The following is a 25249-nucleotide window of genomic DNA, read 5'->3' as shown; positions in this document are numbered from 1 at the left end:
GGCCTCGGCGATCGCGTGGAGGAGGCTCAGGCGGCGGCCAGGGCCTCCAGGGCGGGGACCGTCTCGGCCGGGCTCGGCAGAGCGGCGTTCTCCGCGCGGAGGCGTTCGGCGGCCTCGCGCAGGGCCGGGTCGGCGATGAGCCGCGTCAGGAGCGCGGCGTCCACCTCGTCAGAGGTGGAGCGCAGGGCGGCGCCCGTCGCGGTGAGGGCCCCGGTATTGGTGAAGTGGTCGGCGCCCTGAGGGAGCAGGAGCTGGGGCAGACCGGCCTGGAGGGCGGTGAGCAGGGTGCCGGAGCCGCCGTGGTGGATCAGCGCGTCGGAGGCGGTCAGCAGCTCGGCCAGCGGGACCCACGGCAAGGGGCGGACGTTGTCCGGGAGAGTGCCCAGCGGCGCGAGGTCGGTGTCGCCGACGGCAAGCAGGAACTCCGCGTCCACCGACGCCGCGGCCTCGATCAGGCCGACGATGGCGCGGACGCCGTCCAGCTCGGTGAGCACCGTACCCAGGGTGACGGCGACGCGCGGGCGGGTACCGCGGCGGAGCAGTTCGAGGGGGACGGTGCCGCCGCCGTTGTACGGGAGGTAGCGCATCCGCAGGCCGCCCGGGTCGCCGCCGAGGGAGGCGGGGACGATGTTCAGCGCGGTGGACTCGGCGGGTCCGTCCACCCCGTACGTCTCGTACGCCTCGGTGAAGTTGGCGGCGAGCCGGCCGACCATGTCATGGCCGGAGGTGACGCCGAAGTTCTGGATCACCGAAGGGATCTTGAGCTTGGCCGCGACCAGAGGTGCCGAGGCCTGGAAGGAGTCGTAGACCAGCAGGTCGGCGCGCCAGCTTTCGGCGGCTTCGAGCAGACCGTCCACGGTGGAACGGGAGATGAGCGCGAAGCCGTGTGCCGCCCGGTCGAGTATCTGGTCAGAGGTCATGTCGGGCGCGACGTAACGCACCTCCTCGCCCGTGGACCGTTCGAACACGTCCCGGATGCTGCGGCCGTCGCCTATCTCGACGAGCGGAAAACCCGCCTGGCGCAGCTGGTGCAGCGGCTGCGAGCCGGCGAACAACACGTCGTGGCCGGCGGCGCGTAAGGCCTGCGCCGTCGGGACCATCGGAAAGAGGTGCCCGGCCGAGGCCGGGCCGGTGAAGAGTATGCGCACGGCTTCTCCTTGCCCATGGTGTGCCGGTCGGGGACGAGTCGTGCGGGCCCGCCCCCGGTTCCACCCGTTGAACTGCCGGAACGACGCCCGGTGTTCCCCCTGGGAGATCGAAAACCAGACGTTCTGGGAGCACCGTGGGCAAGGCGCCACCTCAAGGCGCGCCTCAGAGCGCCGGCTAGCCGTTGCCGGATGACCTGAACAGGAAGTCCTCGACCACGCGCAGATCGGTGTTCCAGTACGTGACACGGGGGTTGGGACCGACGGTGAGGGTGCCCACCTCGTCCGACAACCTGATGTCGAGCGGCGCCGCCTCCCGGTTGCTGTCGGGGGCGCGGTCCTGGTAGCCGAGGGAGAACGAGGTGACGGTCCTCGTCTGCTGGCCGGCCCGGAAGACGAACACGCCGGCGTACGCCTTTTCCTTCGGCCCGATCGTGGCGGCGGCCCGCGGCTTGGACTCCGTCGGGGCGACCGGATCGCCGACTCGTTGTCGTTGCGGGCGGCGATGGTGGTGTCGCCACCACCCGTGCTCTGCGCGGGGGCGGCGGTGCCCCCGCTGCCACCCGGCCGGGCCGTGCTGCCGGACGGGCGCTGGGTACCGGACGGGGAAGCGGCGCCGGACGCGGTGGGGGCATCGGACGCGGCCGGGCGCTTGCCCGGGGCGGTGCCGCCGTCGGAGTCACATGCCGCGGACGAAAGGAGTGCGGCGATGGCCGCGGCCCCGAGGCTGTAGGTCTTCCAACTCTTGCGGGCAGTGCGCATGGTGGTCCCCGTGTGCCTTCACATGGCTTGAATGGTGCGGTCGACGCCCCGGTTCTGCCCCGCGCAGTGCCCGAAATGTACGTCCCAGGGGACCGTTACGCACTCAGGACGTGATGGCCCGTTCGGCCGACAGCGCGAGCAGCGCCTGGCTCGTTCAGCGGTTGTGCAGGACGTACGCAGAGCTGGGGACCCGTACGGGGCCGGGCAGCCGAGCCGCGCGCTGAGGTTCTGCCTCAAGGGCGCCCTCGCCCGGCGCCTGGGGTCAATTGGCGGCCGGGCGACGTCGCCCGACCCGGCGCCTTCCGGCGGGACCGGTCGCAGCGACGGCCGGTGCCGCCTCGTAAGCTGCGGCCATGACTCAGACCCAGACGCCCCGCGACGCCTTCGAGCTGCTCATGGCCGGCAACCAGCGCTTCGTCTCCGGCACGCCTGAGCACCCGAACCAGGACGCCACCCGCCGCACCGAGACCGCACCGTCCCAGCAGCCCTTCGCCGTGCTGTTCGGGTGCTCCGACTCCCGGCTGGCCGCCGAGATCATCTTCGACCGCGGCCTGGGCGACCTGTTCGTGGTCCGCACCGCCGGGCATGTCGCCGGTACAGAAGTGCTCGGCAGCATCGAATTCGGCGTGAGCGTCCTCAACGCGCCCCTGGTCGTCGTCCTCGGCCACGACTCGTGCGGGGCCGTCGCCGCGGCCTCCTCCGCCCTGGAAGACGGACAGACGCCAGGCGGCTTCGTCCGGGATGTCGTCGAACGGGTGACCCCGAGCGTGCTGGCAGCCCGCGCCGCCGGACGCGAGACGGCCGAGGAGATCCTGGACGAGCACATCGAGCAGACCGTGGACCTGCTGCTCGAACGCTCCCGCGTCCTGGCCGAACGGGTCGCCGACGGCCGCCTCGCAGTGGTGGGGCTGTCCTACCGGCTGGCCGACGGCACTGCACACCCCGTCGCCGCCCGCGGCATCGATGCGGCGGTCCCCACCGCGTCCTGACCGTCCCAGTTGCGGCCGCTCACCGGGAGGGCCGGGGCCCCGCAGCCCGGCGAAGCCGGTTGGCGATCGCCAGCCCCAGCCCGTCCTCCAGCGGCAGGTAGGCGATGATGAGGTCGCACCCTTGCTGGTCGAGCTCGCGCAAGAATCCATACAAGCCGTGCGCGTAGGCGTCCATCGAACCGGGGACCGTCACCACCGCGTGCGCCTTCACCGGGGCGTCGGCGAAGGAGCCAGGCACGAAGACGCCGACCTTGTGCCCCAGCCCTTGCGCGAGCTCGGCCTCGGCAACGACCTTCTCCGGCTCGACCAGGACAACCCGCGCACGCGGCGCGTAGTGCGACGGGTGCTGGCCCGGTACCCGGACATGACTCGTCGAAGGCACCGCGATCGAGCGCCCCAGTACCGCTTCGAGGTCCTCGCGCGTCACCCCGCCGGGCCGCAGGATGCTCGGGATCTCGCCCGTGACATCAACGATGGTCGACTCGACGCCGACCTCGCAGGAGCCGCCGTCGAGCACGAAGTCGACGGCATCACCAAGCTCCGTACGGACATGTTCGGCCGTCGTGGGGCTGACCGAGCCGAAGCGGTTGGCGGACGGGGCCGTGACGCCGCCACCGAAGGCCGACAGCACCGCGAGGGCGGCAGGGTGGTCGGGCACGCGCACGGCCACCGTCTCCATCCCACCCGTCGCTTCCAACGGCACCCGGTGGCCGCGCCGCAGGACCAGGGTCAGCGGTCCCGGCCAGAAGTGTTCGGCCAGCAGACGCGCAGTCGCGGGCACGGTCTCGACCCAGTCGTCCAGATGCTCCGCCGCGGCGATGTGGACGATCAGCGGGTGGGAAGGCGGACGCCCCTTCACCTGGAAGATGCGCGCGACGGCGGCAGGATCCTCGGCGTTCGCGCCCAGACCGTAGACGGTCTCGGTCGGAAAGGCCACCAGACCGCCGGCGCGCAGCACCTCGGCCGCCCGCTCGATGTCACTGGTCGTTGCCGTCACCATCGCAGTACTCCATTGTTCCGTGCCCACGTCCATGACCTCGCCGGCAGATGACGGCAAGGACACGCCCTACGGACCTCATCATGCCGACCCGGCCCGGCGGTCCACCGCCAGGGCCGAGCCGGACCCGGAAGGGTCGGGCCGAACATGGTGCGGCCCCGGGTGCCGGGCAGGTACCGGGGCCGCCGACCTGCACACGTCCATGAAGCGCCTTCTACGACCCGCACACGCCTCACCCCACCGACGCCGCCGCACCGACAAGGGCACGATCGGCGTCAACGCCGCAGCCTTCCCGCCTCACCTCGGACGACGCCCTCATGCAGCCGTTGCCCACTCCGTGCCCCGCCGGCCAGGTCCCCGACGCCACCGCCGTCGATGCCTTCAACGCCGCGTAAAAGCAAGCCGACGTACTCATGGCCGACCCGGACCACACCATGAGCGATGCCGCGTCCGAAGCGATCCGCGCCGCCGTCGTCCGCCTGTTCCACGCGCGGGAGGTCCGCTCCGACTCCTCCGCCGGCCCGGTCTACTTCGTGCTGTATTGACGTCGAGACCGAAGGCCGCGCCCGTGGACTCGCCGCCGCACTGTACGCCGCCCTGTACGGCGACCTCGCACCCCTCACCCGCGCTGTGCCCGAACCATCTCCCTGACGGGCTCGGTGCCGCTACCGCGGACAGATGCCCGTGCGGTGCGGCGGCCAGTTCACGGGCCGGGCCTCGATGCCCTCGCGCTTAGAGGCCCGGACGAGCCCCGAGGGGACAGCCGGTACCTTTCCCCGAAGGCAAGGCCCTGCCGTAGCAGGCAAGGCCGGCCAGCAGCGAGGATGCCCGTCATGACGTCCGACCAGAACCTGCTTCCCCTCCGCTCGACGCACTCAGCGCCCCTGGTATTCGGGGCGGGATGATCGGTTTGGGCGGCGCGGAGTTCCGCCTCCCGCTGCTCATCAGCCCGTTCTCCTTCGCCGCGCTCTCCGCAGTCACCTGAACAAGGCGATGAGCCTGGTTGTGGTCCTGGTCGCCCTGCCCGCCCGCATGGCAGCGGTCCCGGCCGCCGAGGTGATCGCACGCTGGCCGGTGGCGGCCAACCTGCTTGTCGGAAGCATGCTGGGGGCATGGGCGGGAGCCTCCTGGGCGGTACGTATGCGCTCCGCCACCCTCTACAAAGTGCTGGCCGCCCTGATGGTTCTCAGATGCCGGCGGCGAGCACCCGCAGCGAGGCTTCCGGCAGCGGACCGACGGAGACGACAGCCTCGGTGACGGAGACACCTGGGATGTACTCGGTCGCCAGCCAGGGCCGCCGGGCGCTGGGGTCGGCGTCGAGGACCGCGGCCGTGAAGCGGCCGTCGACACGTCGGGCGGCCTCGACCTCGCGGGCGAAGCGACGCCGGAACTCGGCGTCGTGTGCATACTCGGCATGGGCGGCCTTGACCGCGGCGAGCCGCTGGTCCGCGGAACGGCCGAGGAACACCTCCCCCATGCCGCCGCTGCCAAGGCGGCCCACCAGTTCGTACGTGCCGATCCGCTCCGGATCACCGGCCTCCAGCGGCTGCATCACCAGGGTCCCCTCCCATCGTGCGGGAATGAGCGTACCGCCGATGCTGCCGCCAAACGGGGCTACCTCGGCGGGCTGCCGTCGCCAATCCGTTCCTTCCGCCGCCGGCCTGCTGCGAGTACCGGCGGTCGAACTGGTATCCGCACGGGGTGGTGTACGTTCACGTGTACGCCGACATCGGCGCGTCCTGGGCGGTGCGCATGCGTAGTTCCACCCTCCACAAGGTGCTGGCGCCGCTGATGGTGCTCATGGCCGTAGCTGCTGAACACGCACACCACCACCCGGTGAACCCTCGCGCTGCCGCTGTAGCGGGCGAAGGCCACCCGCAAGGTCGGTAGCGACAGCGGCAGGAGAGGCTGCCTGCGGTCTTGATGTCCACCGAGAACAGCAGAAACGCCGGACGGGAAGCACCGACCCGAACGCGACCCGAGCCGCTGTCCCGAGGACCGACTTCCGCAGCCCGCCACCATCCCCGTCAGCCCACCCTCCCCGTCAGGGTCGACGGTCCGGTCAGGTCTGCGGGAACCGTGCTCCGAACGCCCCGGCTCGGCCCGGTCGGCCCAACGCGGCCGCATGGACAGGAAAGAGGCACGCCGATCCCATGATGGGCCTTGCCCCCGGAGCGTGCATAGCGCGATGTGCGCGTCCTGGAGGCACGCTCAGACGTCGCGGCGCCTGATGACGAGCACGGCGAGTGCGACCGTGATCAGTGGCCAGAGCGCGTAAACGATCCAGGAGCCGGGGACCGTGGCGGGGTAGCCCAGGGATCCGGGATCCGGCTCCCAGGTCTGGACCAGGCGCTTCCAGGCGGCTGACACCATTGCATGGTTGATGTCCGCCGACCAGCGAGCGCTCTCCGAGAACATGGGGGGCAGCATCAGCAGGGTGAAGACGGTGGTGACCAGGGTCGCGGCGCTGTGGCGGAGCAGGACGCCGAGGCCCAGACCGATCAGTGCGCAGACAGGTGCCAGCAGCGCGGATGCCACCAGTGCCCGGAGCACCCCGGGGTGGGTGAGTGGGACCCCGGCGTGCCGCTCGCTCAGGATGGCCTGGGAGACGAGGAAGGAACCGGTGGAGATGACCGTGCCGACCGCGGTCCACAGCGCGGCGGTGACGGCCGCCTTGGCCAGCACCACCGAGCCGCGGGCGGGGACGGCCACAGTGGTGGTGCGGATCAGGCCGCTGCTGTACTCGCTCACGACGGTAAGGGCGCCGACGCTGCCGGCGACGAGTACCAGCGTCCAGTAGCCGGCCGGCGGATAGGCGTCGAAGGGGAGGAATTCAGCGGGGCCGGAGCGGGCGGTGCTGTCCGCGAGCGTGGCTACGGCAGAGGACCCGATGACGAACAGGACGGTGAGTGCCATCGTCCACGGGCTGGAGCGCAGAGACCGCAGCTTGATCCACTCGGAGGCAAGCAGGTCACGGAAGCGGACGGGTGGCCCGGTGACGGCGGTGGTCGGGGGGACGGGGGCGGGCGTGGTCATCGGGGCTGTCCTGCCTGGTATTCGACGCTGCCGGCGGTGAGTTCCATGAAAGCCGCCTCCAGTGAGGCAGTGCGGGTGGTCAGCTCGTCCACACGGATGCGGTTTTCGAAGGCGAGCGCTCCGATCCGGTCCGCCGGGAGCCCGGTCACGGCGAGCTTCTCGGCGCCCGCCGAGCCCTCCGGCTCGACCGTGGCGCCCGCCGCGGTCAGCACCGCTGCCAGCTCGGCGGCCTGTGGTGTCCCGACCGCGACGCTGAGGTGGGTGCCGCGGGCCGCGAAGTCCCGTACCGACTCGGCGGCGATGAGCCGGCCCCGGCCGATGACGACCAGCTGGTCGGCGGTGTTCTCCATCTCCGACATCAGGTGGCTGGATAGGAAGACCGTGCGTCCCTCGGCGGCCAGGCGCCGGAAGAGTCGGCGCACCCAGAGCACGCCCTCCGGGTCCATGCCGTTGATCGGCTCGTCGAACGCGAGTACGGGCGGGTCGCCCAGCAGGGCGGTGGCGATACCCAGCCGCTGCTTCATGCCGAGGGAGAAGCCGCCGATGCGGCGGTTCGCCACCTCGGCCAGTCCCACTTCCTGGAGCACCTCGTCCACCCGGCGTCGCGGGATGGCGTTGCTGCGGGCGAGGGCGGACAGGTGGGCGGCGGCGCTGCGTCCGCCGTGGACCTGTGCGGCGTCGAGGAGGGCGCCGACGTGCCGCAGTCCGCGCGGGTGGTGGTGGAAGGGGACGCCGCTGACGGTGGCGGAGCCGGTAGTAGGCGCGTCCAGGCCGAGGATCATCCGCAGGGTGGTGGACTTGCCGGCTCCGTTGGGGCCGAGGAATCCGGTGACCTGGCCTGGCCGCACGGTGAAGGACAGATGGTCGACGGCGGTCTGGCCGCCGTAGCGCTTGGTGAGTTCGTTGACTTCGATCACGGCACCCACAGTGCCGAGAGACCCCCGTCCGGACATGGGGCCGTGGGCGGCAATCGCGCGGCCGGGTTAGCCCGTGGGCGTACGTCCCGGGCCTAATGCCGCGCGGGCGGTGGCCGGTTAGTCTCGCGGCGTGGACCTCATAACGATCACCCCGTTGCCTGTGCGTGTTGCGCACCGTGGCCTTGTTCCCGAGTGGGGGGCACGCCGCCGATGACGAGAACGAAGGCCGTGGCCTGGGCGGGGGCTGCCTCCCACCTTCTCGTGGTGGGTCTGCTGGTGGGGGGCGCGCCGCGGGCGTCGGGCACGGTCCACGGTGTCGGGTCGCTGATGGCCGTGAGCCTGCTCATCGGCGTGGTACGACGGATGCCGCTGCTGGCTCTGGCAATGGCGCTCTGCGGATCCACCGCCGTGGTGGTGGGCACTCCAAGCTCCGTCCATGCGGGCCTGTCGGTGGGGTATCAGGGCCAGTTCCTGTCGTTTGTGGCGGTGGATCTCGTCCTGGGCTTCATCGTCGCCACCTGCAGTCGGCGAGCCTCGCTCGCCGCCGTGGCCGTGTCTTTCGTCGTGCAGCTTTTGGTCATCGGCGTCTTCGCGCACGGGGACAACCTGACCGTCAACGTCGTGATCGCCCTCTTGGCGATGGCCGCATCCTGCACGGTCGGCCTGCTGAGCCGCGAGCGCCGCGAGCACGCGGTGGCGCTGCGTGCGCAGGAGGTGGCCGAGGCCGTGACCGCCGAAAGGCTGCGGACCGCACGGGAGCTGCACGACATGGTCGCGCACAGCATCGGCATCATTGCCATCCAGGCCGGTGTGGGGAGCCGGGTCATCCAGACCCAGCCCGCGGAGGCCCGCGAGGCCCTGCGGGCCATCGAGGCCACCAGCAGGGAGACCCTGTCGGGTCTTCGGCGCACGCTGGTGTCGCTCCGTCAGGCCGACCTGGGCGCGACCGTATCGCAGCAGTCACCGCTCGCACCTTCGCCGGGGCTGGCGGACGTCGAACGGCTGGCGGCAGCGACCGCGGATGCTGGGATACGCGTCGACGTGCGCCGCAGAGGGGAGCAGCGTCCTTTGCCGGCCGACATCGATCTGTCCGCCTATCGGATCGTGCAGGAGGCGCTGACCAACGTGGTCCGTCATGCGGGCACCAAGCGTTGCCGGGTGGCCATCGACTACAGGGCGGAGGAGCTGTCCGTGGAGGTCGTCGACGACGGGCGCGGCGCCACCGGTGACAGCTCGGCCCGCGGCTTCGGCATCATCGGAATGCGGGAGCGGGTCGCCCTGCTGGGCGGTGACCTCAGCGCCGGGCCGCGGACCGGGGGCGGCTTCCGGGTGGCGGCCAGGCTACCGCTTCCCGCACGCGTCGGAGTTCCGGTGGAGGCCCGATGACCGTTCGGGTGGTGCTCGCCGATGACCAGCCGCTGGTGCGTTCCGGTCTGCGCGTACTCATGGCCGATCACCCCGACCTGGAGGTCGTCGGTGAGGCCTGCACCGGTGCTGAGGCGGTCCAGCTGGTCAGGAATGTCAGCCCCGACGTCGTGGTGATGGACATCCGGATGCCCGGCATGGACGGGATCGAGGCCACCCGCCTGATCATGGCTGGTCCGGCGACGACCCGTGTCCTCGTCCTGACCACATTCGACGAGGACGACTACGTCTACGGCGCGCTCCGGGCCGGCGCGAGCGGCTTCATGGTCAAGGACATGGCGCTGGACGACATCCTCGCGGCGGTCCGCGTGGTCGCCGCCGGCGACGCACTGATCGCGCCGGGTGTGACGCGCCGTCTGATCGCCGACTTCGTCGGGCGCCCCGAAGTTGTCCCGGAACGCTCCCTGCGGCCGGTCGAGGGCATCACCGAACGGGAACGGGAAGTGCTGACTCTGGTCGGACGCGGACGGTCGAACACCGAGATCGCGGAGGACCTCTTCATCACGGTGGCCACCGCCAAGTCGCACGTGTCACGGCTGCTCACCAAACTGGGCGCCCGGGACCGGGTCCAGCTCGTGATCACCGCCTATGAAATGGGGCTCGTCACGCTGCCTCGCTGATGGTGTCCCTGGACCCCATGGTGAGGTCGGAGATGTCCTGTGGTTCCCGTGTCGTGTACGAGCCACTGAAAAGGGCCGTCCTGGAAGTCAGGCGGGCTCCGCAGTGGCTCCGTCTGAACGTGGACCGGGACAACCCAGGGTCGAAGAAGGCCGCGAACCAGTGCAACCAGACCGAGCGATGGCGGCGGATCCAGGACGCTCTCTACGGCAAACGTTCGGCGCGGAATGCCTTCTTCGTCCCCGACGGAACCGGGCTTCGGCTGCGGCGCCCTCACGTCCAGCGCCGCCATCTGAACCAGCCGCAGCACGCAGCCCTTCACAGAACGGCCTCGCCTCATCCTCCAAGGGGAGGCCGCTCTCATGACGAGGTCCAGTGCGGTGCAGCCGGCCGAGGCAGGCCAGACTTCAAAGGTGAGCGCGAGCGTTTTGGCCAGGGCTCGCCCCTGGCAAAGGACACCGCCTGAACTGCACCGTCCCTTTCGCTTGACGGACCCGTGGGTCGGGCTGTGCGCTGGAACGCCCGCGGGTGGTTGCAGGCTCACTGGTGCCGGGTGGGTGGTTCACGTGATTCGCCGGCATCCGGGTCCGGCAGGCACAAGGGTGGGGTCGGGTCCGCGGCGAGGTGGAGCCGGCGCAGGGTGGATTCGGTTTCCCGCGCGAAGTGCTCCACGGAGATCAGGCGCTCCCAGAGGGGGTCGGGCATACCGGGCACCGCGGCGCCGCGGGCAGTCCACTCCGCTGCGAGCCGCGCATACAGGGGCGCGGATTGGTCTGCGACGTCTTCGGGGCCGCCGCGGCGGGCATGCCGACCGGATCCGGCAGCGTACGGCCGGATCTGCGTGGGAATGAGGGAACCAGGCATGAGCCGGGCCTGCCCCAGGACATGAGGCAAGAATTGTCGCTGATCAGCGGTCACGATCCTCAAAACGATTCTTGCGCCCGCCCGACACCGCTTCCCCGAACGCTACGGATCCTTGTGCGGCGGGGTGGTCCGAGGCCGGGGCATGATCACGGGACGTATGGATCACCGCCTCGTGGAAGTCCCGGGGCCCGATGGCACATCGGGGTGGACGGCGCTGGAGGGCGGCGCCGAGCACGACACTGCCGCGTCGAGGGCTGTCCGTGACGCGGTGGCCTGCCGGCGCAACGAGCACATGTCCATCACCGCCCAACAGGATGGCATCGCCCGCGCGCGGCTTCAGCCCCGGCTGAGAAGGACCCGGTGCCCTGCCGATTCACCGTTGATGCTGCAGAGCGTCGGCACCTGCGGCGATGATTACGGCGAGCCGGTTGGCGAAGTCGGCGTTGCATCCGCCGAGCCGGACGAAGCCGTGGCCGGCCACTGGCCCGTCGTTGCTCAGGGAGGGGAGGGTCAGGTCTGCGAGCGCGAGCGCCGCCTGGAGGTTGGTGACAGCCTCTTCGCCGGCCTGGTAGGCGGCGTCCTGGCGCCGCTTGTACTGCATTCGTTCAGCGTGGGACAACTCGTACACCATGTTGCTGACCTCTTGTGGTAAACGCGGGGGGATGAGGCGCCGGAGCGCGTTGTGTACTCGGTCGCCGTGGGGGCCCGCCTCGCGCGGGCAGGACCATTCCCCACGGCACGCCGCTCGGATGTGCCGCATTGACCGGACGTCTGGGGTGCCGGGGGTGCGGTCCGAGGCGCATCGCGGTGGATAGCCCCAGGCTCCGATGGGGCACGGGTGGGTAGACCGTCGGGCTGAGTCTGTGCACGGCCCGTGACTATCGGTTTCGATCTTCGTTTCAAAGGTGCAGGCGAGCGCCCCTTTGACGTGTGGGAAGGACCCGGGTGGCCAGGGAGTCAGCGGCTGCTACCGCCTTTGTGCTTCGCGGTCGCCGCCCATGGGATGCTCGACCCTCTTGCGTCGTGGTCCGACAGTGCCGTTTCCGGTGGGACGCTCGCCCAGGACTCCCACTTCCCGCGCGTGGACGGCGGACCGATCTCGCCGACGGCAAGACTGTCGGCCAGTCAGACTCCGCTGACAGTGCGGACTCGAGTAACCCAAACCCATGGCCCGAGCCTGGGACCGTGACATTGACTTGCACGAGTGGCACTGCTCCACGCGTACGACCGTTATGCGTCTTATCCGAATCTGTGACCGTGAGACGGAGAGCGGACAGCTGTGTTGTCTGCCGCGGGGTAGCCGGGAGGGAAACTGACCGGCCTGCGTCTGACTGCGGCCGTCTTCCCCAGCGGGACGGACGCAGAAAGCCTCGGGGTTCGATGTCGCGGAGCGGCTTGGCGCGGCGGTCGCGTGAGTGTGATCTGGCGGACCAGCTGTTGGAAGCAGGCCAGCGCCGCGACGGCAGGAAGAGCAGCCCCCGCCATGGCGGCGATCGTTCTGGGTGCCTGGGCTACGCACAGAAGCGTGGCCAGGGTGGAGAACAGCAAAACGATGGACCAGGAATGAAGCGCGCGGCGCTGGTGCAGAGCGGATCTGAGGACGGACAGGGAGGCGACCACCCAGGGGCCGTAGATCAGCAGAGGCCACCAGCTGGCCACCTCGCGGTCCGTGTGGGGTTCGGCGCTGTGGCGCAGGGCGTCGCAGACGGCGAGCCCGCTGAGGACGCTCACCACAGCGGCGATGGCACCGACCAGCACGGCGGTGAACACACTGCCCGTTTGCAGCAGGGTCACTGCCGGCGGCTTCGACGGGTTCCGGCGGTGTCCGCCGGAGGCTTGTGTGGGCAGACGCCCGGTAGGGGTGTGCTTCAGCCCTGCAACGAGGCCGAGCGCGCTGACCGTGTCACCGGTGACCCCGGTGTCGTCGACGTCGACGTCGACGCCGACTCGGGTGAAGGGCTCCGGTTGCCCGGGCGCAGCGCTCTCCTGGAGAAGGATGGCGAGTTCCTCAACCGGGTCCCACGGCGGATGCACCTCACCGGGCCCGCCGAGCGGTTGCCCGGTGGAGGCGTGCTGTACGTTCTCCGGCCGGTCCCAGAACGCGGAGGTCTCCGGCTGGGGGTGGAGACCGTGGATGTCCGGGTACCCGTACGACTCATACACGTGAGCTGCCACCCCAGCACTCGCCGACGGCCGTCGCGGACGCCAACGTGTTCTCCATGCGCCTGCCGAACTCGACCTGGATCACGCTCATCGTGTGGAGGAAGTCCTCAAGGATCGGGGAGGAGTACCAAAGATCGATTTCCAGATCTTCGTGTCTCAGCGTGGCGTTCCGGGTCTCGCCACAGTCGGTGGAGGGCGGAGTGAACATCCACTTCCCGATCCGGGTGGCCCCGGAGTGAAATCTGCCTCCCTGTCCGTCTTCCTGCGCAGTCCTGCGGAGGAAGACGGGGAGCTTTGCTGTTGCCATATTCCGTAAACGCTCTCCGTGTCGGTCTGGGTGTGTGCCATCCGGGTGATGGTGGTCGACGAATAAGCGTTGACGCCGGCCTATCGGTTTCCATGCCAACCAGGAGGGCAGTAGCCGCGCCTCATTCGGCGCCGCCATGCCCGCGACTCGGGAGACGATGAGCTGCGGCCGACACACGCAGCGCGACGGACCCTTCACCCCGTCCCGCGCCGGCCTGGCAGCCACGCGCATGCTCCGACGCGACGGCCTTGCTGGTGCCGCGCACCCGCGGCGGCGGCTCATGCGCGGCGGGATCGTCTCCGCATATCGCCGGCAGCCGACCCCACGCGCTGAACGCGTGCGCCTCGGAGGTCTCGCCGGCCCTCCCTCTGACTCCCCGGAACGATGGCGTTGGCGCGGCTTCCGGAACATCCCCGGGGCTCCGCGGGAGGCCCGCATCCGCAGTGATGCAGGCTCTGGGTCAAGGGAAGGCCGCGGAGACGGCCACAGCCAAGCGCCTCGTCGTCGGCGGTGACATCGTTCCGCGAGCCGTGGCCTGAAGAGCCCGACGCAGCAGGCTGGTGCGCCACCCAATTCCGCACCCCAGGTCGGAAAGGCGGCTGATACCGCCGAAAAACCCGGGCAATCCGTTCCGTACATTGCGCGTGCATTGAAACCCCGGCAATCCGGACACCGGTGAAGGCGTACAAAAACCCCGACAATCTGTGCATTACCCGTTTCTGGCTGCTGAACGCGGCGTGGTGAAGCAGGGGTAGAGAATGAGGTCCCGCGGGGCCGGCTGCGGTTCCTCCAACGCCTCGGAGACCTTCGGGGCCAGCTTGTCCACCTGCGGCGCCGGATCACCGCACCCCTGATGGTGCAGTCTGCTCATGGCTGCAACCGGGGCCGGTGTTGCTTGTCAGAGTCTGCTGAGGGGGATGGCACGGGCCATGCGCTGGTAGCCCGGCCTCGTTGGGGTGGATGGGGTCGCCGCTTGCACACCACCGGCCCCCGCCGGATCCGTTCGGCGTGCCCGCTGCGGCGACAGCCAAGACATCAACGCGCAGTCGGCCTACGCGTGGCCGATCCAAATCTTCGGGCGGCGGGCCGGCTCCGCGGGGCACCGGTGCCGGCGGAGGGCCGGGCTTTCGCCACGAGCCCGGCCCCGGGCGGGAGAGAGGGTTCAGACGAGGTTCAGGTGCAGGCGGACGGTGGTGCCCCGGTCGCCGGTGTGTACCTCCGCCAGGTCGCACAGCTGCCGGACGGTCCACAGACCGTGGCCGTGCGGCCGCTTGGGGTCCGGTGGCAGGTAGCCCAGGACCCAGCCGGCCTCGGCAGGACCACCGGCACTGCCGAGATCCTTGACGTCGCAGATGACCCTGTGGCTGGTACGCCACACGGTGATCTCCCCGGCGCCGCCGCCGTGCTGAATGGCATTGGTGGCCACCTCGTTGGCGGCGAAGACCAGACGGCCCGCCGCGTCCCGGGACATCCCCAGCGACAGGGCCGTGTCGTGCACGAAGGACCGCACAGCGGTCAGGTCGGCGTCGAAGCGCAGGACAGCCTTACCGTCCGCGGGAGCCGGTGACAGCTCCCGACCCCAGGTACCGCCCAGAGGGTCGGCGTAGTGACTGCTGGACTCGGCGGCGGGGCCGGTCACCAGCTGCGGATGGGTGCGCCGGGCGTCGGCCACCACGGCCTCGGGCAGGGCACGGGTGTCGTAGGGGCACACGATCCAGGCCGGGCAGTCGGCGAACGCGACATTGATGACCGACTCGTACCGGGTCCACTCGTCGGTCTCCAGCACGTCCCGGCCGTGCCAGACCGGTTCACCGATCACCCGCACCTGCCGGTGACGGCCGGTCGCGGTCCGCTCGTCGACGTAGCGGTAATAGGCGGCCAGGGTCCGTCCCGGTGCCTGGTACCAGTCGTCGGCCCCGATGAACTCCACACTCTTGGCGGCGCTGCCCAGCTGCTGGCGCAGCAGGTCGATGTTGGCCGGTGTGGTGACGGCCAGGACCGCCTCGTCCTGTTCCAGACCGTCCAGGCAGAACGGGACGGTCGCGGTGAGGAAGGCCTCATCCGATCCGTAGACCAGGCCTTGGTGCACCAGGCGCGGAGCCTGACCGGGCTGCTTGCCGTGCATGTCGATCACTGTGTTCATGCCCGGACCTCCGAGGGGATGACGACCAAGGCGTCCTGCTGGTCGAAACCTGCCACGCTGATCACGTGGCACAGCATCGGCGCCAGCCCCGTCACCCGCAGACGCCGGCCCCGTGTCAGCTGCCCGGCGGTGTGCGCCAGGGCCCGCAAACCCGCCAGGTCGATGAACTCCAGCGCGCCCAAGTCCACGCGCACATCCCCTGACCATCCCAGAACCGTCTCCAGAGCCCGGGCCAGCGCACCGGTGGTGCGATAGTCCACGGTGCCAGCCATGCGCAGCACGCGTTCACCTTCCTCGAACGCAGGCAGGATGTGCAGCACACCGTCGCTGTGGAGAGGCTCTGCCTCCACCGTGCCGGGGTGGCACCGGTCGAATGCGTCCAGCTGATCCGGAGCGAACAGGCGGGCGTCGTACTGGCAGACCGCCGACGCGCGCTGGCCCGCGAACACCGCGTTGACCTTCGCCTCGTACTCGGCGAGCTGGTCGACTCCGGGGACGTCGCGCAGGCCCCAGCTCATCTCCCCGCTGACACGCAGCCCCGTATAACCTGCCTTGAGACTGTCGGTCACCTCCTGCCGCAAGGTGGCGACCATGGTTTCGGCGTCGAACCGGCCCGCCGCCAGATAGCTGTCGTCGGCAGTGGTCACCCGCAACTGACCCCGCGCTACAGCGGTGTCCACCTCCGCGCCAGCCGGCCGCAGCCATTCGAGCACCACGGCAGGATCCTGCTGCTCGGCGAAATACAGCACCCGCTCCCCGCGGGCAAGCCCTTCATACAGGTATGCCGTCAGGACCCGGCGCTGCTCGGCGTCGTCGGCGAACGCCAGGCACACATGATCACCATGCCCCAGCTCCTGGACCGGCCGCTCCCTGCCGTCCTGTGTGACCACCACTGCCTCACGCTCCTTCCCGTCGACACATGAACCGGGCCCCGCGCCCACGCCTGGCGCCCGCCTGGACCAGGCCGCAAACCGAACAATCTTACCGCCCAGCAGTCGCCTGCCGCGCCGCCGCTTGCCCTCGTCCGGCTCTGGCCGACATAGATGAGCGTGAGTTCGACGGGGGTGCCCCTATGGGTTCGGTCAAGGTGATGGGGCGGGGGGCGTAGAAGGTGCCGTCTTGGCGAAAAGTCGCTCCTCGCAGCCCGGTGTCCACACCCTTGAGGCCCGCAAGGACGGCAAGCGCGCGGTCACGGTCGCGTGGACTTCAGCTGCCCGCGCGCCAGGCCCGCAAGGCGATGGCGGCGCGGATGCCGGCTCGGGCGGTCGCGGCCTGGGCCAGGCTGAGCGGACGTTTCTCGAGCTCACCGGTTCGGCCCATCGTCCGTACGGGCGGGCGCCTCCGGCCGTTGTGGGGGACGTCGTCCAGTGCCGTACTTCCCCGCAGCGAAGTGAGTTCAAGGAGATCTTGATGTTCCGTATTGCCAAGGCCGTAGCCGTTGCCGCCGCCGCTGGTGCTGTCCCGCAGGCGGTGCCGGCATGGCCGCCGCCGAGGCCACGGCAGAGGGCGCTGCCATCGGCTCCCCGGGTGTCCTGTCCGGCAACGTCGTCCAGGTGCCCATCCACATCCCGGTCAACCTCTGCGGCAACACCGTCAACATCGTCGGCCTCCTCAACCCCGCCTTCGGCAACACCTGCATCAACAACGGCGGCTCGGACGGGCACCACAAGGCCGACCACCACGGCAAGCACTGACAGCACCAAGTCCTGGACCCGGCGCGTCATCTGAACCAGCCACAGCGCACAGCCCGGTGCAGAAGGGCCTCCCCTCATCCTCCAAGGGGAGGCCGTTCTCATGACGGGGCCAGCTCGTGCAGCCGGCTGACCAGCCGAGCCAGGTCACGGGGAGCGGGTTCCGCTCCGCCCGGTCCGCGCGCCGGACCTCGGTCGCGGTGGGTGGTGGGGCGGCCCGGTGCTACTGCCGCCAGAGCGCTCTGGTCACCGGGCCTCGCCCGCGCACGCCCTATCGGCGCGGACTGCGCCCGACCATAGCCGCGGGCGGCCAGCACCCCGCAGCACAACCACAGCGTTCGGCATCCCGTGTGAATGCGGGGTCGGCGTTGACGCCCGGCGCTGACACCGCCCCTTCCATGAGAACCCGCCCCGCGGATCCCTCTCCCGCGTCCCACCGGGGTGCAGATCCTTCAGGCGGTCCGCGGCGGCGACGACGCGGCCATCCGCACCCTGCTGGCAGATCTGGCCGCCGCCGCGGACACCGCCGCCCTGCTGTACCTGCGTGAGCGCCTGTACGCGACGCAGTGGCCTGCGGCTGCGGTGGTCACGGCCGGCCGGGCAGCGATGCGGCGATCGGCAGCTCGTCGGCGGTGCGGGTGATGAGGTGGCGGGTGTGCTCCGGGTTCAGGGCCTGGGCCTGGAGATGGTCGTACATGACGCTGTAGTGCTGCACGTCGGATCGTTTCTCCAGGTAGAGGTCGCTGGTGAATCGCTCCAGATACACCGTACCCGTGGCGGCGTCTGGGAAGTCGAGGATGGAGAACTGTCCCGAGATGCCCGGATGGGCTCCCGCGTCGTGCGGGAGAACCTGCACGGTGATGTGTGGCTGCGCGCCGAGACGGTTCAGGTGCTGGAGCTGTTCACGCATGACCTGCCGGCTGCCGACGAGGCGGCGCAGGGCGGATTCGTCCAGCACGACCCATAAGCGGAAAGGGCGGGCCGGGTGGTGGGCCCGGGACTGGCGGCGCAGCCGGACCTCATGGTGCACGGCGATCTGCTCAGGGGTCGCCCGAGGGATCGTTTCCTCAATGACGGCCCGGGCGTAGGCGGGTGTTTGGAGCAGGCCGGGGATCACCAGGGGCTCGTAGGAGCGGATCGAGGAGGCTTCCGTCTCCAGGCCGATGTAGGCGGCGTACGGGACCTCGCCGCAGGCGACCCACCAGCCCTGCCGGTCCGCTTCCGTGGCCATCTGCATCAACGCGTCGACGACCTGCGGGTCGGTGACTCCGTAGAGCCCGCACAGGTCCCGGACATCGCGGGGCTTGATGGCACGCCGGCCGTTCTCCAGATGGCTGAGCTTGGGCTGGGAGATCAACAGGCGTTCAGCCACCTGCGTACTGGTCAGACCACGGGCCAGGCGGAGCCGGCGCAGCTCCGCGCCCAGCCGGCGTCGTCTGACGGTGGGGTTTCCGTTCACCGCCACGGGCGGTCTACCTCCGGCTCGGGACTGACTGCCGGCCACGGGAATCTCCGCGGCCGGGACCCGGGCGAACGACTTCGCCGCGCAGCGATGATCAACGGGGCCCTGTCGGCGAGTGTCACGTCGCGCGAGTACGGGCGCGTGCACTGCCCGAGCAGAGTTCACCCGGATGCCATGATCTTCCACCTATCTGGAAGCGGCGGACTGCGCTGGTCGAGTGCGCTGCTTGGTGCCATGGCGGGGGTAACGGCTGTGACTGGGTGTCATTGCATCAGGCGACCGGAGGCAAGACCGTAGGCGCCCTCCTCGCCCGGCAGCGCCAACACGCCGCTACCACCCGGGGCGACCGGTCGCCCCCTGCTGTCTGTCTGGTGCTTGTGGCCGGGCCCGTGGCGGTTAACCCGGCGATGACCGCCTCGCGCCCTGCCCGTGTCGCTGTTCGAGCCCGATTACCTCGCTGTCGACACGCGAAAATCTATGTCGGCCGGAGTAGACATTGGGTGGTGGTGTGGTTATGGTTTCTCTCGTAACGCAGAGAGACCGCAGGGCCTGGCAGAGACGAACTGCCGGGCAGTAGTACTCGCAGTACCGCAGTTCCCGTAGTTGCAGTGCGTAGGACGGTGCGGTGGTGGAGTTTCGAAGCCAGAGCGTTTGCAGGACGGCGACGGGACTGGCGACCGGACCGGGTGGCCCGCAGTGATCAGGGGCTGCCGTGAGCAGGAGCAGTACCGCAGTTGATGCAGTGGCAATACCCGTAAGTGCGGTACCCAGCAGTGAAGTCAGTGAGCGGTACCTCGGTGAAGGCGTCGGCTGCGGGCGCGCGCGCCGGGAAGTTCGGCAGTGGGGTTCTAAGCCAGAGCAGATGCAGGATGGGCGACGGGGCTGGCTGCCGAAGCGTGGCGCTTGGGTGAGGCCACGAGCAGTACGAGCGGTTCGCAATACAGCAGTACCGGAAGTACGCAGTACCAGCAGTACAAGTTCCCGTTTGGTAGGACCGAGGGAAGAACGGAGGAATTGGGCGCCATCAGGATCGCCCGGGCGGAAGTCGAGCCCGGGTACCGCAGGACATCGATAGTGAGGTGGTCTCCGGTCACGCATCCGCGATCCCCGCACCCCGACGGCATCTCGGTCGGGCATGCGGACACAGAAGGCCGGCGCAGTACTGAGGGCCGGCAGATGGTGTAGCAGTTCCTTCGGGGCCCTGGTGTCGTACGCACCAGGGCCCCTCCCCGCGTTCTGACCCCTTTCCCCCACCTGTTTCGCAGTGAGGTGCGATGACAGCAGACGACCCGCTCAGCCGTCTCGACGACGACGGCTACCCCGCCTACACCATGGGCCGGGCCGCCGACATGCTCGGCACCACCCAGGGCTTCCTCCGCGCCATCGAAGAGACCCGCCTGATCACCCCGCTCCGCTCCGCCGGCGGACACCGCCGCTACTCCCGCCACCAGCTGCGCATCGCCGCCCGTGCCCGGGCACTCGTCGACCAGGGCACGCCAATCGAGGCCGCCTGCCGCATCGTCATCCTTGAAGACCAGCTCGAAGAAGCCCAGCGCATCAACGCCGCATACAGCCGCACTGCCGAAGCGGCGAACCCGACGGCCGCGGCCTGAGGCAGTACGCGCCCTCCCGGTCCGCGGAGACCACGTCGTCGGCGTCCATCCGGTGCCTGCCGCCGGAGGAAGCCCACGGCGAGGACGGCGTGGAGCAGCCCGCCTCAGCGGCAACGCCGGGCCGGCCGCGGTCGGCGTCCAGTCGCCGCGAGTGGGAACGGAAGAGGCGAACCGAGGCGTACGTCGATTCCTTTATCCCGGGTATGCGCGGTATGGGGAGCGCCACCCGCGTGCCGGGCGCAGCCCCGGGTAGGGCGGCCTGGCCCCCTCCTGTGTCCGACGGAACGGAAAGTGGCTTCTGATCATGAATTCCTCCGAGACGGTGCGTCCCCCTCTCATGCGGTCGGATGCGGGGAGCGACTTCGCCCGGCTCTCCCGGAAGATCCAGGAGGCCGGACTCATGGCCCGACGCCCCGGGTATTACGCACTGCGCATCGCGGCCGTGACGGCCCTGTACGCCGCCGGATGGACGGCCTTCGTTCTGATCGGCGACAGCTGGTGGACGCTGCTGGTGGCCGGTTTTCTGGCCTTCGTGTTCGGGCAGGTGGCGCTGCTCGCGCACGATGTCGCCCACCGGCAGGTCTTCCGGCTGCGCAAGGGCAGCGAGGTGTCCGGGCGCGTCGCCGGGAACCTCGGCATCGGCATGGGGTACGGCTGGTGGCAGGACAAGCACACCCGTCACCACGCCAACCCCAACCACGAGGACCTCGATCCCGACCTCGACCCGGACATCTTCGTCTGGACGCAGGACCAGGCCCGCGCGGCCAGGGGGCTGCCGCGGCTGCTCGGCCGCTCGCAGGCGTTCCTGTTCTTCCCGCTGCTCACGCTGGAGGGGTTCAACCTGCACGTGTCCGGGGTGCGGTCGCTGTTCGACCGCTCGCTCAAGCACCGCATGTGGGAAGGGGCCCTGCTCGCTGCGCACCTCGCCGCCTACCTCGGCGCGTTGTTCCTGGTGCTGCCGCCCGGCAAGGCGGTCGTGTTCCTCCTCGTCCACCAGTGCCTCTTCGGCGTCTACCTCGGCTCGATCTTCGCCCCGAACCACAAGGGCATGCCGATCCTGACGGGCGCCGAGCGGCCCGACTTCCTGAGGCGCCAGGTCCTGACCTCCCGCAACGTCCGCGGAGGCCGGTTGACCGACATCCTTCTCGGCGGCCTCAACTACCAGATCGAGCACCACCTCTTCCCGAGCATGCCCAGCCCGCACCTGCGCAGGGCTCAGACCATCGTCCGCGGGTATTGCCAGGAACTCGGGGTCAGCTACCTGGAGACCAGCTTGGTCGACTCCTACCGGCAGACCCTCGCCAGTCTCCACGCGGCGGGAGCCCCCTTGAGGGGGCCGCGGACCACCTGACGCCACCACCAGCCGGCACGCGGGAGGCCGGCTGGTCGGCGGGACACCGGCCGCAGCCGGGGGCACAGCGGCCGGCGCGGGTCGGACCGGGCGCAAGGGACACAGGCCGCATTGCGAACGCTGCTACCCGCTCCCCGATGTCCGTCCGGTGGATCACCGGGCACCCCCGTCTCGGGCGTGCGAGTGGCGGCGGACGACGACATCGCAGTCGGACACCCCGGGCATGTCCCCGGCCCGCCGGCACGCGGCCCGCCGTACCGCAGCGCCCGCGCACTCCGGACAGCCGGGGGCGGGTTCGGGATCGCGCCGGGGAGCGTCACGTGCACCGGGCTGCCCTGGCCGCCGCCGGGCGTGCCGGGCCTGCTGTCATACGCCATCGCGCTCAGAGCCCTTTCTCAACCCTGTATCAGCAGGTCAAGTGCCGGCGGTCCAAAAGTGGACTTTAAGTGTGCGTTCGGGGAACGGTCCCCGTGACCGTTCCCCGAACGGAAAGGTTGAAGCCGGCGTGACACGGGCCTCGACGCGTGGGGTGCGGTCAGAGCACGGCGACGGTGAACGGCCTGTTGGCGGAGTTGCCGCTGCTGTCGCTCGTGACGATGAGTTCTTCACCGTCTGCGGCGTCGACTTCAGCGCGGCCGGGCCGCGGCTTCGTCGTACGCGGCGAGGGTGCCGAGAGAGGGTGGAGTGGCCGACGCCGAGGTGCTTGGCGGTGGCGGAGTCTTCGTGCATGTCGCCGTCGGTTGTGGCGCGCGAACATCCGCCGCCGTCGGCTCCTGCCCGCGCCCGCCTCCCGGCTGTAGGTCTCCTCGGCAGCGGCCCGCTCCCGCCCCCGCTCCCTCACCGCGGCAGCCCCCGGTCAGCCAGCACCGGCCGAAGCCGCGGTACCTGCTCCCGGCAACAGTCCGCGCCTGCCAAGAACGCGGGGTACCGGCCGACGTCGATCCCATGCACCTCACCGGGCAGTACCCGGTCGCGGTCCTCTCGGACCGGGTTGTTCGACGGGACGAGCCCGCTGGTCCGCCCTCCCGCGAGGGCAAGCCGCTCCCCGGCGGGTCTTGAACTCGGGCCTGGTCAAGCACGAAGGCCCCCAGACCGTGCTGTGTGGCGAAGGCGTACACGAGGAGCACGGCGGCGACCTCACCTTACCCGCAGGACTGATCCGACATCGGCAACGGGCCTCTTTACACCCAGTCACCCTCGGGAGCAGCTGCCCGGAGCACAGCGCCCCCGTTTTTCATCAAGGGCTCGCCGTGGGGCACGCACACGGTCTCGACCTCTAGCGCGGCCAACCGCCGGAAGGAAGCGATGGCCTCCTCCCTGTCCACGTTGAACGGACCAAGGATGGCCCGGCCCTCTGTGGTGGCAACGATGTCGCCTGTGAACAGCACGCCGCTGGAAATGAGATGGAGGGCGATGCTCCCCGGGGTGTGGCCTGGAACATGCAGGACGTGGACGGGCTCGGCCCAGCCGTCGAGGGTGTCGCCGTCGCGGAGCTCAACGTCCACTGCAACATGCTTCGTAGGAGGCACGCCCGCGTCGGCGAGTCCCGCCATGACCTGCTCGTGAAGGGCACGTTCTGAGGCAGTGAATACGGGCTCGGCTTCGGGGGCGGTGCCGCGGATGAACGGGGCATCCAGCGCACCGGCCAGAACTCGGGCGCCCGTTGCCGCGACGAGATCCGCAGCCGAGCCCATGTGATCGCCGTGGGAGTGGGTAAGAACGATCTGCCGCACGTCTTGAGGACGGCCGCCGAGCTGGTCGAGGGCCTCCAGGATCGCCGGGGCGGACCCTGGCACACCGGTATCGATCAGGGCGTACCCGTCCGGCAGACGCACGATGTGCACGTGTCCGACGGGGAAGAGTATCTGCCAGACGACAGGGGTGATCTGCGTAAGTTCCATGGCGCGACGCTAACGGGCGCCGGAGGAGCAGCCGGTCGCTTTGTGCTGCCGGCGAATTCTGCGCAGCGTGAACTCGCGGCCACGAGACGCCAACGGCTCCAGGGGCGGAAAGTCCCATGGGCGCAGACGTCCGCTCGGTACGGCCGCCAGCAAGGTATTGAACAGCGTTGACGGCTGACCCCGCCACGGCTGTGATCGGCGCAGAAATCGGTTTGCCTCCGGATGCTGCACGAGCAATGCTCGCCGCCATGACCGCAGATTTCATCGTGCGTCCTGCCCGGTCCGCCGATGCCCGGACCTTGGCCGAACTGCGTTGGACGTTCAAGCAGGAGGACTACGCAGGGCAACCGCCAGCTCCTGCTCGGCACCTGGAAGAGGCCGAGCACTGGATCCGCGACCGGCTCAGCGCCGGCCACTGGTTGGCATGGGTCACGGAGACCGCAGGCGAAATCACCGGTCACGTCTTCCTCTGTCAGGTGGAGCGGATTCCGGAGCCCTACGAGGACAACAACCCGGTCGGCTATGTAACGAACTTATTCGTCCTACCGTCACAACGGAACAAAGGAGCTGGCTCGGCACTCCTTGAGGTGCTGAAGCAGCACTCACGCAGCGCCGGCTTCGAAGGCCTGATCGTCTGGCCATCAGAGCGCAGCCGCCCGCTCTATCAACGGTCCGGCTTCCAGCCTTCAGAGGAACTGCTTGAGCTTGAGTTCGGCGTTGACGTGCCTGTTGAGGGGAGCAGTCGAGGCGGTTAGTGGTTGAGCCACTGGTGCCAGCGGATTGGGGTTGAGAGCATCGGCCTGAGGCGATGGCCCTCTCTATGGCGAGGTCGATGAGTTCTTTGTCCGACCGGAGGCGGCCGTGCGCGTCCGGAAGGTTGTTTCCGGAACCGCGACTACGTGGCGGCGTGGATGACGGGTCTGGGCGGCGAGCGGGTCCGGGTCCGGTTCATGCCGCATCACGACTGCCGGATCGAGGCGTTCGACGCCGCCACGGGCCGCTACCTGGGCCCGGCCGAGCCCGCGGGCCCAGCGAGCGGTGCTGTGGTGCTGCCGCAGCCGGGCCGCGGCGTCCTGAGCCAAACGGCGGTGCTGCGCGGATGTGCGCCGTCCGCCCGCCGGGCTCACGCGTGTGTCCACTCCCGCAGGAGGGCTTCGCGCTCGGGCGGCTTCGGCGTGCCACCGCTGTGGTCCCGGCTCCAGGTCGTGAGGGTCCGGGGGTCGGCCGTGCCCTCCCGGAAGCGGGCCAGGAGGCGCTGGGACAAGGTGATCTCGTGGGAGGTGTAGCCCCTGGTCGCCGCCGGCACTCGCACCTCCTCCGCACCGTCCTGCGTCTCCAGGACCAGGTACATCTGTGGCGGTTCCTCTCCGCCGTAGCTGGATCCCAGTGTGACCACCGCTTCCAGCACCGCCGCCAGGAATCGGCCTCCGCCCCTTGCGTTGCCCTCCACGGGCGCGGCGTTCACGCCTGCGGAGCGCAGGATCGACCACGGCCACGCCCGGATGCCGTCCGGGCCCCGCGCCTGTACCCCTTCGGAGGTGATACGGACGCAGTGCCCCTCCGCGTCCGGCGGGGAACCTACGTAAACCGAGTCCTCGGTGATCCAGAACAGTCCTACCATCGCCACGGCTGACTCCTGATGTGCGTGCCGGTCCGTCTCGAGCTCCTACGATCGTTTCAATCGCCTTGCGGACCCTGGTTCCAGTAAGCCCCACCCTGCCGAGCGGAGCATGACCCTGCATCTCGGGGCTTGACCGTCCGCGCGACAGCGCCCTCGGCCGCTGCTGCGCTGGAGCCGGCCCCGCGGCCGTTGGCGGGCACCGGTCCGCAAGAGCGCCGGGCGTACCGATCGACCTTCGTGACGG

21 protein-coding genes and 2 pseudogenes are annotated in these 25249 nt (G+C 69.9%); 8 read left to right on the top strand and 15 right to left on the bottom strand.

Annotated features, from left to right (window positions below; genetic code table 11):
• Nucleotides 1-26 precede the first annotated feature (26 nt).
• Together AB0F82_RS20055 and AB0F82_RS20050 are read right to left on the bottom strand one after the other, a co-directional pair.
• The gene (locus tag AB0F82_RS20055; RefSeq protein WP_362629406.1) at nucleotides 27-1148 is read right to left on the bottom strand and encodes a nucleotide disphospho-sugar-binding domain-containing protein; all 1122 of its coding nucleotides are present in this window, start codon (nucleotides 1146-1148) and stop codon (nucleotides 27-29) included.
• A 175-nt stretch (nucleotides 1149-1323) separates the two neighbouring features.
• Nucleotides 1324-1548 carry a hypothetical protein gene (locus AB0F82_RS20050; protein WP_362629403.1) on the bottom strand — a complete coding sequence of 75 codons (225 nt, stop codon included), beginning with the start codon at nucleotides 1546-1548 and terminating at the stop codon, nucleotides 1324-1326.
• A gap of 712 nt (nucleotides 1549-2260) precedes the next feature.
• Here AB0F82_RS20050 and AB0F82_RS20045 point away from each other — a divergent pair.
• Entirely contained in the window at nucleotides 2261-2896 is a 636-nt protein-coding gene (locus tag AB0F82_RS20045) for a carbonic anhydrase (RefSeq protein ID WP_362629400.1), read from the top strand.
• Nucleotides 2897-2915: 19 nt separating this feature from the next.
• On the opposite strand, the gene AB0F82_RS20040 is transcribed toward AB0F82_RS20045, so the two are convergent.
• From AB0F82_RS20040 to AB0F82_RS20025, 4 genes are all read right to left on the bottom strand, one after another.
• Entirely contained in the window at nucleotides 2916-3896 is a 981-nt protein-coding gene (locus AB0F82_RS20040) for an L-threonylcarbamoyladenylate synthase (RefSeq protein ID WP_362629661.1), read from the bottom strand.
• Nucleotides 3897-5079: 1183 nt separating this feature from the next.
• A complete protein-coding gene (locus AB0F82_RS20035; protein ID WP_362629397.1) occupies nucleotides 5080-5448 on the bottom strand; it encodes a hypothetical protein in 369 nt (122 codons plus the stop codon).
• A 656-nt stretch (nucleotides 5449-6104) separates the two neighbouring features.
• Complete coding sequence (locus AB0F82_RS20030) at nucleotides 6105-6929, bottom strand: ABC transporter permease (RefSeq protein ID WP_362629394.1); 825 nt, start codon at nucleotides 6927-6929, stop codon at nucleotides 6105-6107.
• Nucleotides 6926-7846, bottom strand: a complete 921-nt coding sequence (locus tag AB0F82_RS20025) for an ATP-binding cassette domain-containing protein (RefSeq protein WP_362629391.1) — start codon at nucleotides 7844-7846, stop codon at nucleotides 6926-6928. Before AB0F82_RS20025 ends, AB0F82_RS20030 begins: the two co-directional genes overlap by 4 nt.
• 264 nt (nucleotides 7847-8110) lie before the next feature.
• Between AB0F82_RS20025 and AB0F82_RS20020 the strand changes: the two genes are divergently transcribed.
• Complete coding sequence (locus tag AB0F82_RS20020; RefSeq protein ID WP_362629388.1) at nucleotides 8111-9232, top strand: sensor histidine kinase; 1122 nt, start codon at nucleotides 8111-8113, stop codon at nucleotides 9230-9232.
• Complete coding sequence (locus tag AB0F82_RS20015) at nucleotides 9229-9891, top strand: response regulator transcription factor (protein ID WP_356812671.1); 663 nt, start codon at nucleotides 9229-9231, stop codon at nucleotides 9889-9891. The genes AB0F82_RS20020 and AB0F82_RS20015 overlap by 4 nt, the downstream gene beginning before the upstream one ends.
• A 538-nt stretch (nucleotides 9892-10429) precedes the next feature.
• Here AB0F82_RS20015 and AB0F82_RS20010 read toward each other — a convergent pair.
• From AB0F82_RS20010 to AB0F82_RS19985, 6 genes are all read right to left on the bottom strand, one after another.
• Nucleotides 10430-10594: a hypothetical protein gene (locus tag AB0F82_RS20010; RefSeq protein ID WP_362629384.1), complete on the bottom strand. Its 165-nt coding sequence runs from the start codon at nucleotides 10592-10594 to the stop codon at nucleotides 10430-10432.
• 532 nt (nucleotides 10595-11126) lie between these two features.
• Complete coding sequence (locus AB0F82_RS20005) at nucleotides 11127-11354, bottom strand: hypothetical protein (protein WP_362629381.1); 228 nt, start codon at nucleotides 11352-11354, stop codon at nucleotides 11127-11129.
• 638 nt (nucleotides 11355-11992) lie between these two features.
• Nucleotides 11993-12928: a DUF2637 domain-containing protein gene (locus tag AB0F82_RS20000; RefSeq protein ID WP_362629378.1), complete on the bottom strand. Its 936-nt coding sequence runs from the start codon at nucleotides 12926-12928 to the stop codon at nucleotides 11993-11995.
• Nucleotides 12909-13223 (bottom strand): hypothetical protein, encoded by a 315-nt coding sequence (locus AB0F82_RS19995; protein WP_362629375.1) that lies wholly within the window; start codon nucleotides 13221-13223, stop codon nucleotides 12909-12911. The genes AB0F82_RS20000 and AB0F82_RS19995 overlap by 20 nt, the downstream gene beginning before the upstream one ends.
• Before the next feature lie 1162 nt (nucleotides 13224-14385).
• Nucleotides 14386-15366 (bottom strand): sensor histidine kinase, encoded by a 981-nt coding sequence (locus AB0F82_RS19990; RefSeq protein ID WP_362629372.1) that lies wholly within the window; start codon nucleotides 15364-15366, stop codon nucleotides 14386-14388.
• Nucleotides 15363-16259 (bottom strand): MEDS domain-containing protein, encoded by an 897-nt coding sequence (locus AB0F82_RS19985; protein WP_362629369.1) that lies wholly within the window; start codon nucleotides 16257-16259, stop codon nucleotides 15363-15365. Before AB0F82_RS19985 ends, AB0F82_RS19990 begins: the two co-directional genes overlap by 4 nt.
• Before the next feature lie 517 nt (nucleotides 16260-16776).
• Between AB0F82_RS19985 and AB0F82_RS19980 the strand changes: the two are divergent.
• Nucleotides 16777-17060 (top strand): annotated as a pseudogene (locus AB0F82_RS19980) (chaplin).
• A gap of 583 nt (nucleotides 17061-17643) precedes the next feature.
• On the opposite strand, the gene AB0F82_RS19975 reads toward AB0F82_RS19980, so the two are convergent.
• Nucleotides 17644-18522 carry a helix-turn-helix domain-containing protein gene (locus tag AB0F82_RS19975; RefSeq protein WP_362629367.1) on the bottom strand — a complete coding sequence of 293 codons (879 nt, stop codon included), beginning with the start codon at nucleotides 18520-18522 and terminating at the stop codon, nucleotides 17644-17646.
• A 1271-nt stretch (nucleotides 18523-19793) separates the two neighbouring features.
• On the opposite strand from AB0F82_RS19975, the gene AB0F82_RS19970 reads away from it, so the two are divergent.
• Nucleotides 19794-20132: a helix-turn-helix domain-containing protein gene (locus AB0F82_RS19970; protein ID WP_362629365.1), complete on the top strand. Its 339-nt coding sequence runs from the start codon at nucleotides 19794-19796 to the stop codon at nucleotides 20130-20132.
• A gap of 304 nt (nucleotides 20133-20436) precedes the next feature.
• Entirely contained in the window at nucleotides 20437-21483 is a 1047-nt protein-coding gene (locus AB0F82_RS19965; RefSeq protein ID WP_362629362.1) for a fatty acid desaturase family protein, read from the top strand.
• Nucleotides 21484-22664: 1181 nt separating this feature from the next.
• Here the strand turns inward: AB0F82_RS19965 and AB0F82_RS19960 are convergent.
• Nucleotides 22665-23384, bottom strand: a complete 720-nt coding sequence (locus AB0F82_RS19960) for an MBL fold metallo-hydrolase (protein WP_362629360.1) — start codon at nucleotides 23382-23384, stop codon at nucleotides 22665-22667.
• Between the two features lie 167 nt (nucleotides 23385-23551).
• Between AB0F82_RS19960 and AB0F82_RS19955 the strand changes: the two genes are divergently transcribed.
• Nucleotides 23552-24139: a GNAT family N-acetyltransferase gene (locus AB0F82_RS19955; protein WP_362629358.1), complete on the top strand. Its 588-nt coding sequence runs from the start codon at nucleotides 23552-23554 to the stop codon at nucleotides 24137-24139.
• Between the two features lie 138 nt (nucleotides 24140-24277).
• Nucleotides 24278-24379: pseudogene (locus tag AB0F82_RS38720) on the top strand (Mu transposase C-terminal domain-containing protein); the annotation flags it as partial.
• A gap of 128 nt (nucleotides 24380-24507) precedes the next feature.
• On the opposite strand, the gene AB0F82_RS19945 reads toward AB0F82_RS38720, so the two are convergent.
• Entirely contained in the window at nucleotides 24508-25011 is a 504-nt protein-coding gene (locus AB0F82_RS19945; protein WP_436842117.1) for a hypothetical protein, read from the bottom strand.
• Nucleotides 25012-25249: the final 238 nt, after the last annotated feature.

This window comes from Streptomyces virginiae, from assembly GCF_040638905.1.
Lineage (GTDB): Bacteria > Actinomycetota > Actinomycetes > Streptomycetales > Streptomycetaceae > Streptomyces > Streptomyces virginiae_B.
The sequence above is the reverse complement of the archived record's forward strand: the minus strand, read 5'-3'. Positions and strand labels throughout refer to the sequence as shown.

Bases quoted from the DNA above. Each gene is read 5' to 3' on its own strand.
- AB0F82_RS20045 (WP_362629400.1), top strand. From the start codon at position 2,261: ATGACTCAGACCCAGACGCCCCGCGACGCCTTCGAGCTGCTCATGGCC.
- AB0F82_RS20040 (WP_362629661.1), bottom strand. From the start codon at position 3,896: ATGGTGACGGCAACGACCAGTGACATCGAGCGGGCGGCCGAGGTGCTG.
- AB0F82_RS20030 (WP_362629394.1), bottom strand. From the start codon at position 6,929: ATGACCACGCCCGCCCCCGTCCCCCCGACCACCGCCGTCACCGGGCCA.
- AB0F82_RS20015 (WP_356812671.1), top strand. From the start codon at position 9,229: ATGACCGTTCGGGTGGTGCTCGCCGATGACCAGCCGCTGGTGCGTTCC.
- AB0F82_RS20010 (WP_362629384.1), bottom strand. From the start codon at position 10,594: ATGCCCGACCCCCTCTGGGAGCGCCTGATCTCCGTGGAGCACTTCGCG.
- AB0F82_RS20005 (WP_362629381.1), bottom strand. From the start codon at position 11,354: ATGCAGTACAAGCGGCGCCAGGACGCCGCCTACCAGGCCGGCGAAGAG.
- AB0F82_RS19995 (WP_362629375.1), bottom strand. From the start codon at position 13,223: ATGGCAACAGCAAAGCTCCCCGTCTTCCTCCGCAGGACTGCGCAGGAA.
- AB0F82_RS19990 (WP_362629372.1), bottom strand. From the start codon at position 15,366: ATGAACACAGTGATCGACATGCACGGCAAGCAGCCCGGTCAGGCTCCG.
- AB0F82_RS19970 (WP_362629365.1), top strand. From the start codon at position 19,794: ATGACAGCAGACGACCCGCTCAGCCGTCTCGACGACGACGGCTACCCC.
- AB0F82_RS19965 (WP_362629362.1), top strand. From the start codon at position 20,437: ATGAATTCCTCCGAGACGGTGCGTCCCCCTCTCATGCGGTCGGATGCG.
- AB0F82_RS19960 (WP_362629360.1), bottom strand. From the start codon at position 23,384: ATGGAACTTACGCAGATCACCCCTGTCGTCTGGCAGATACTCTTCCCC.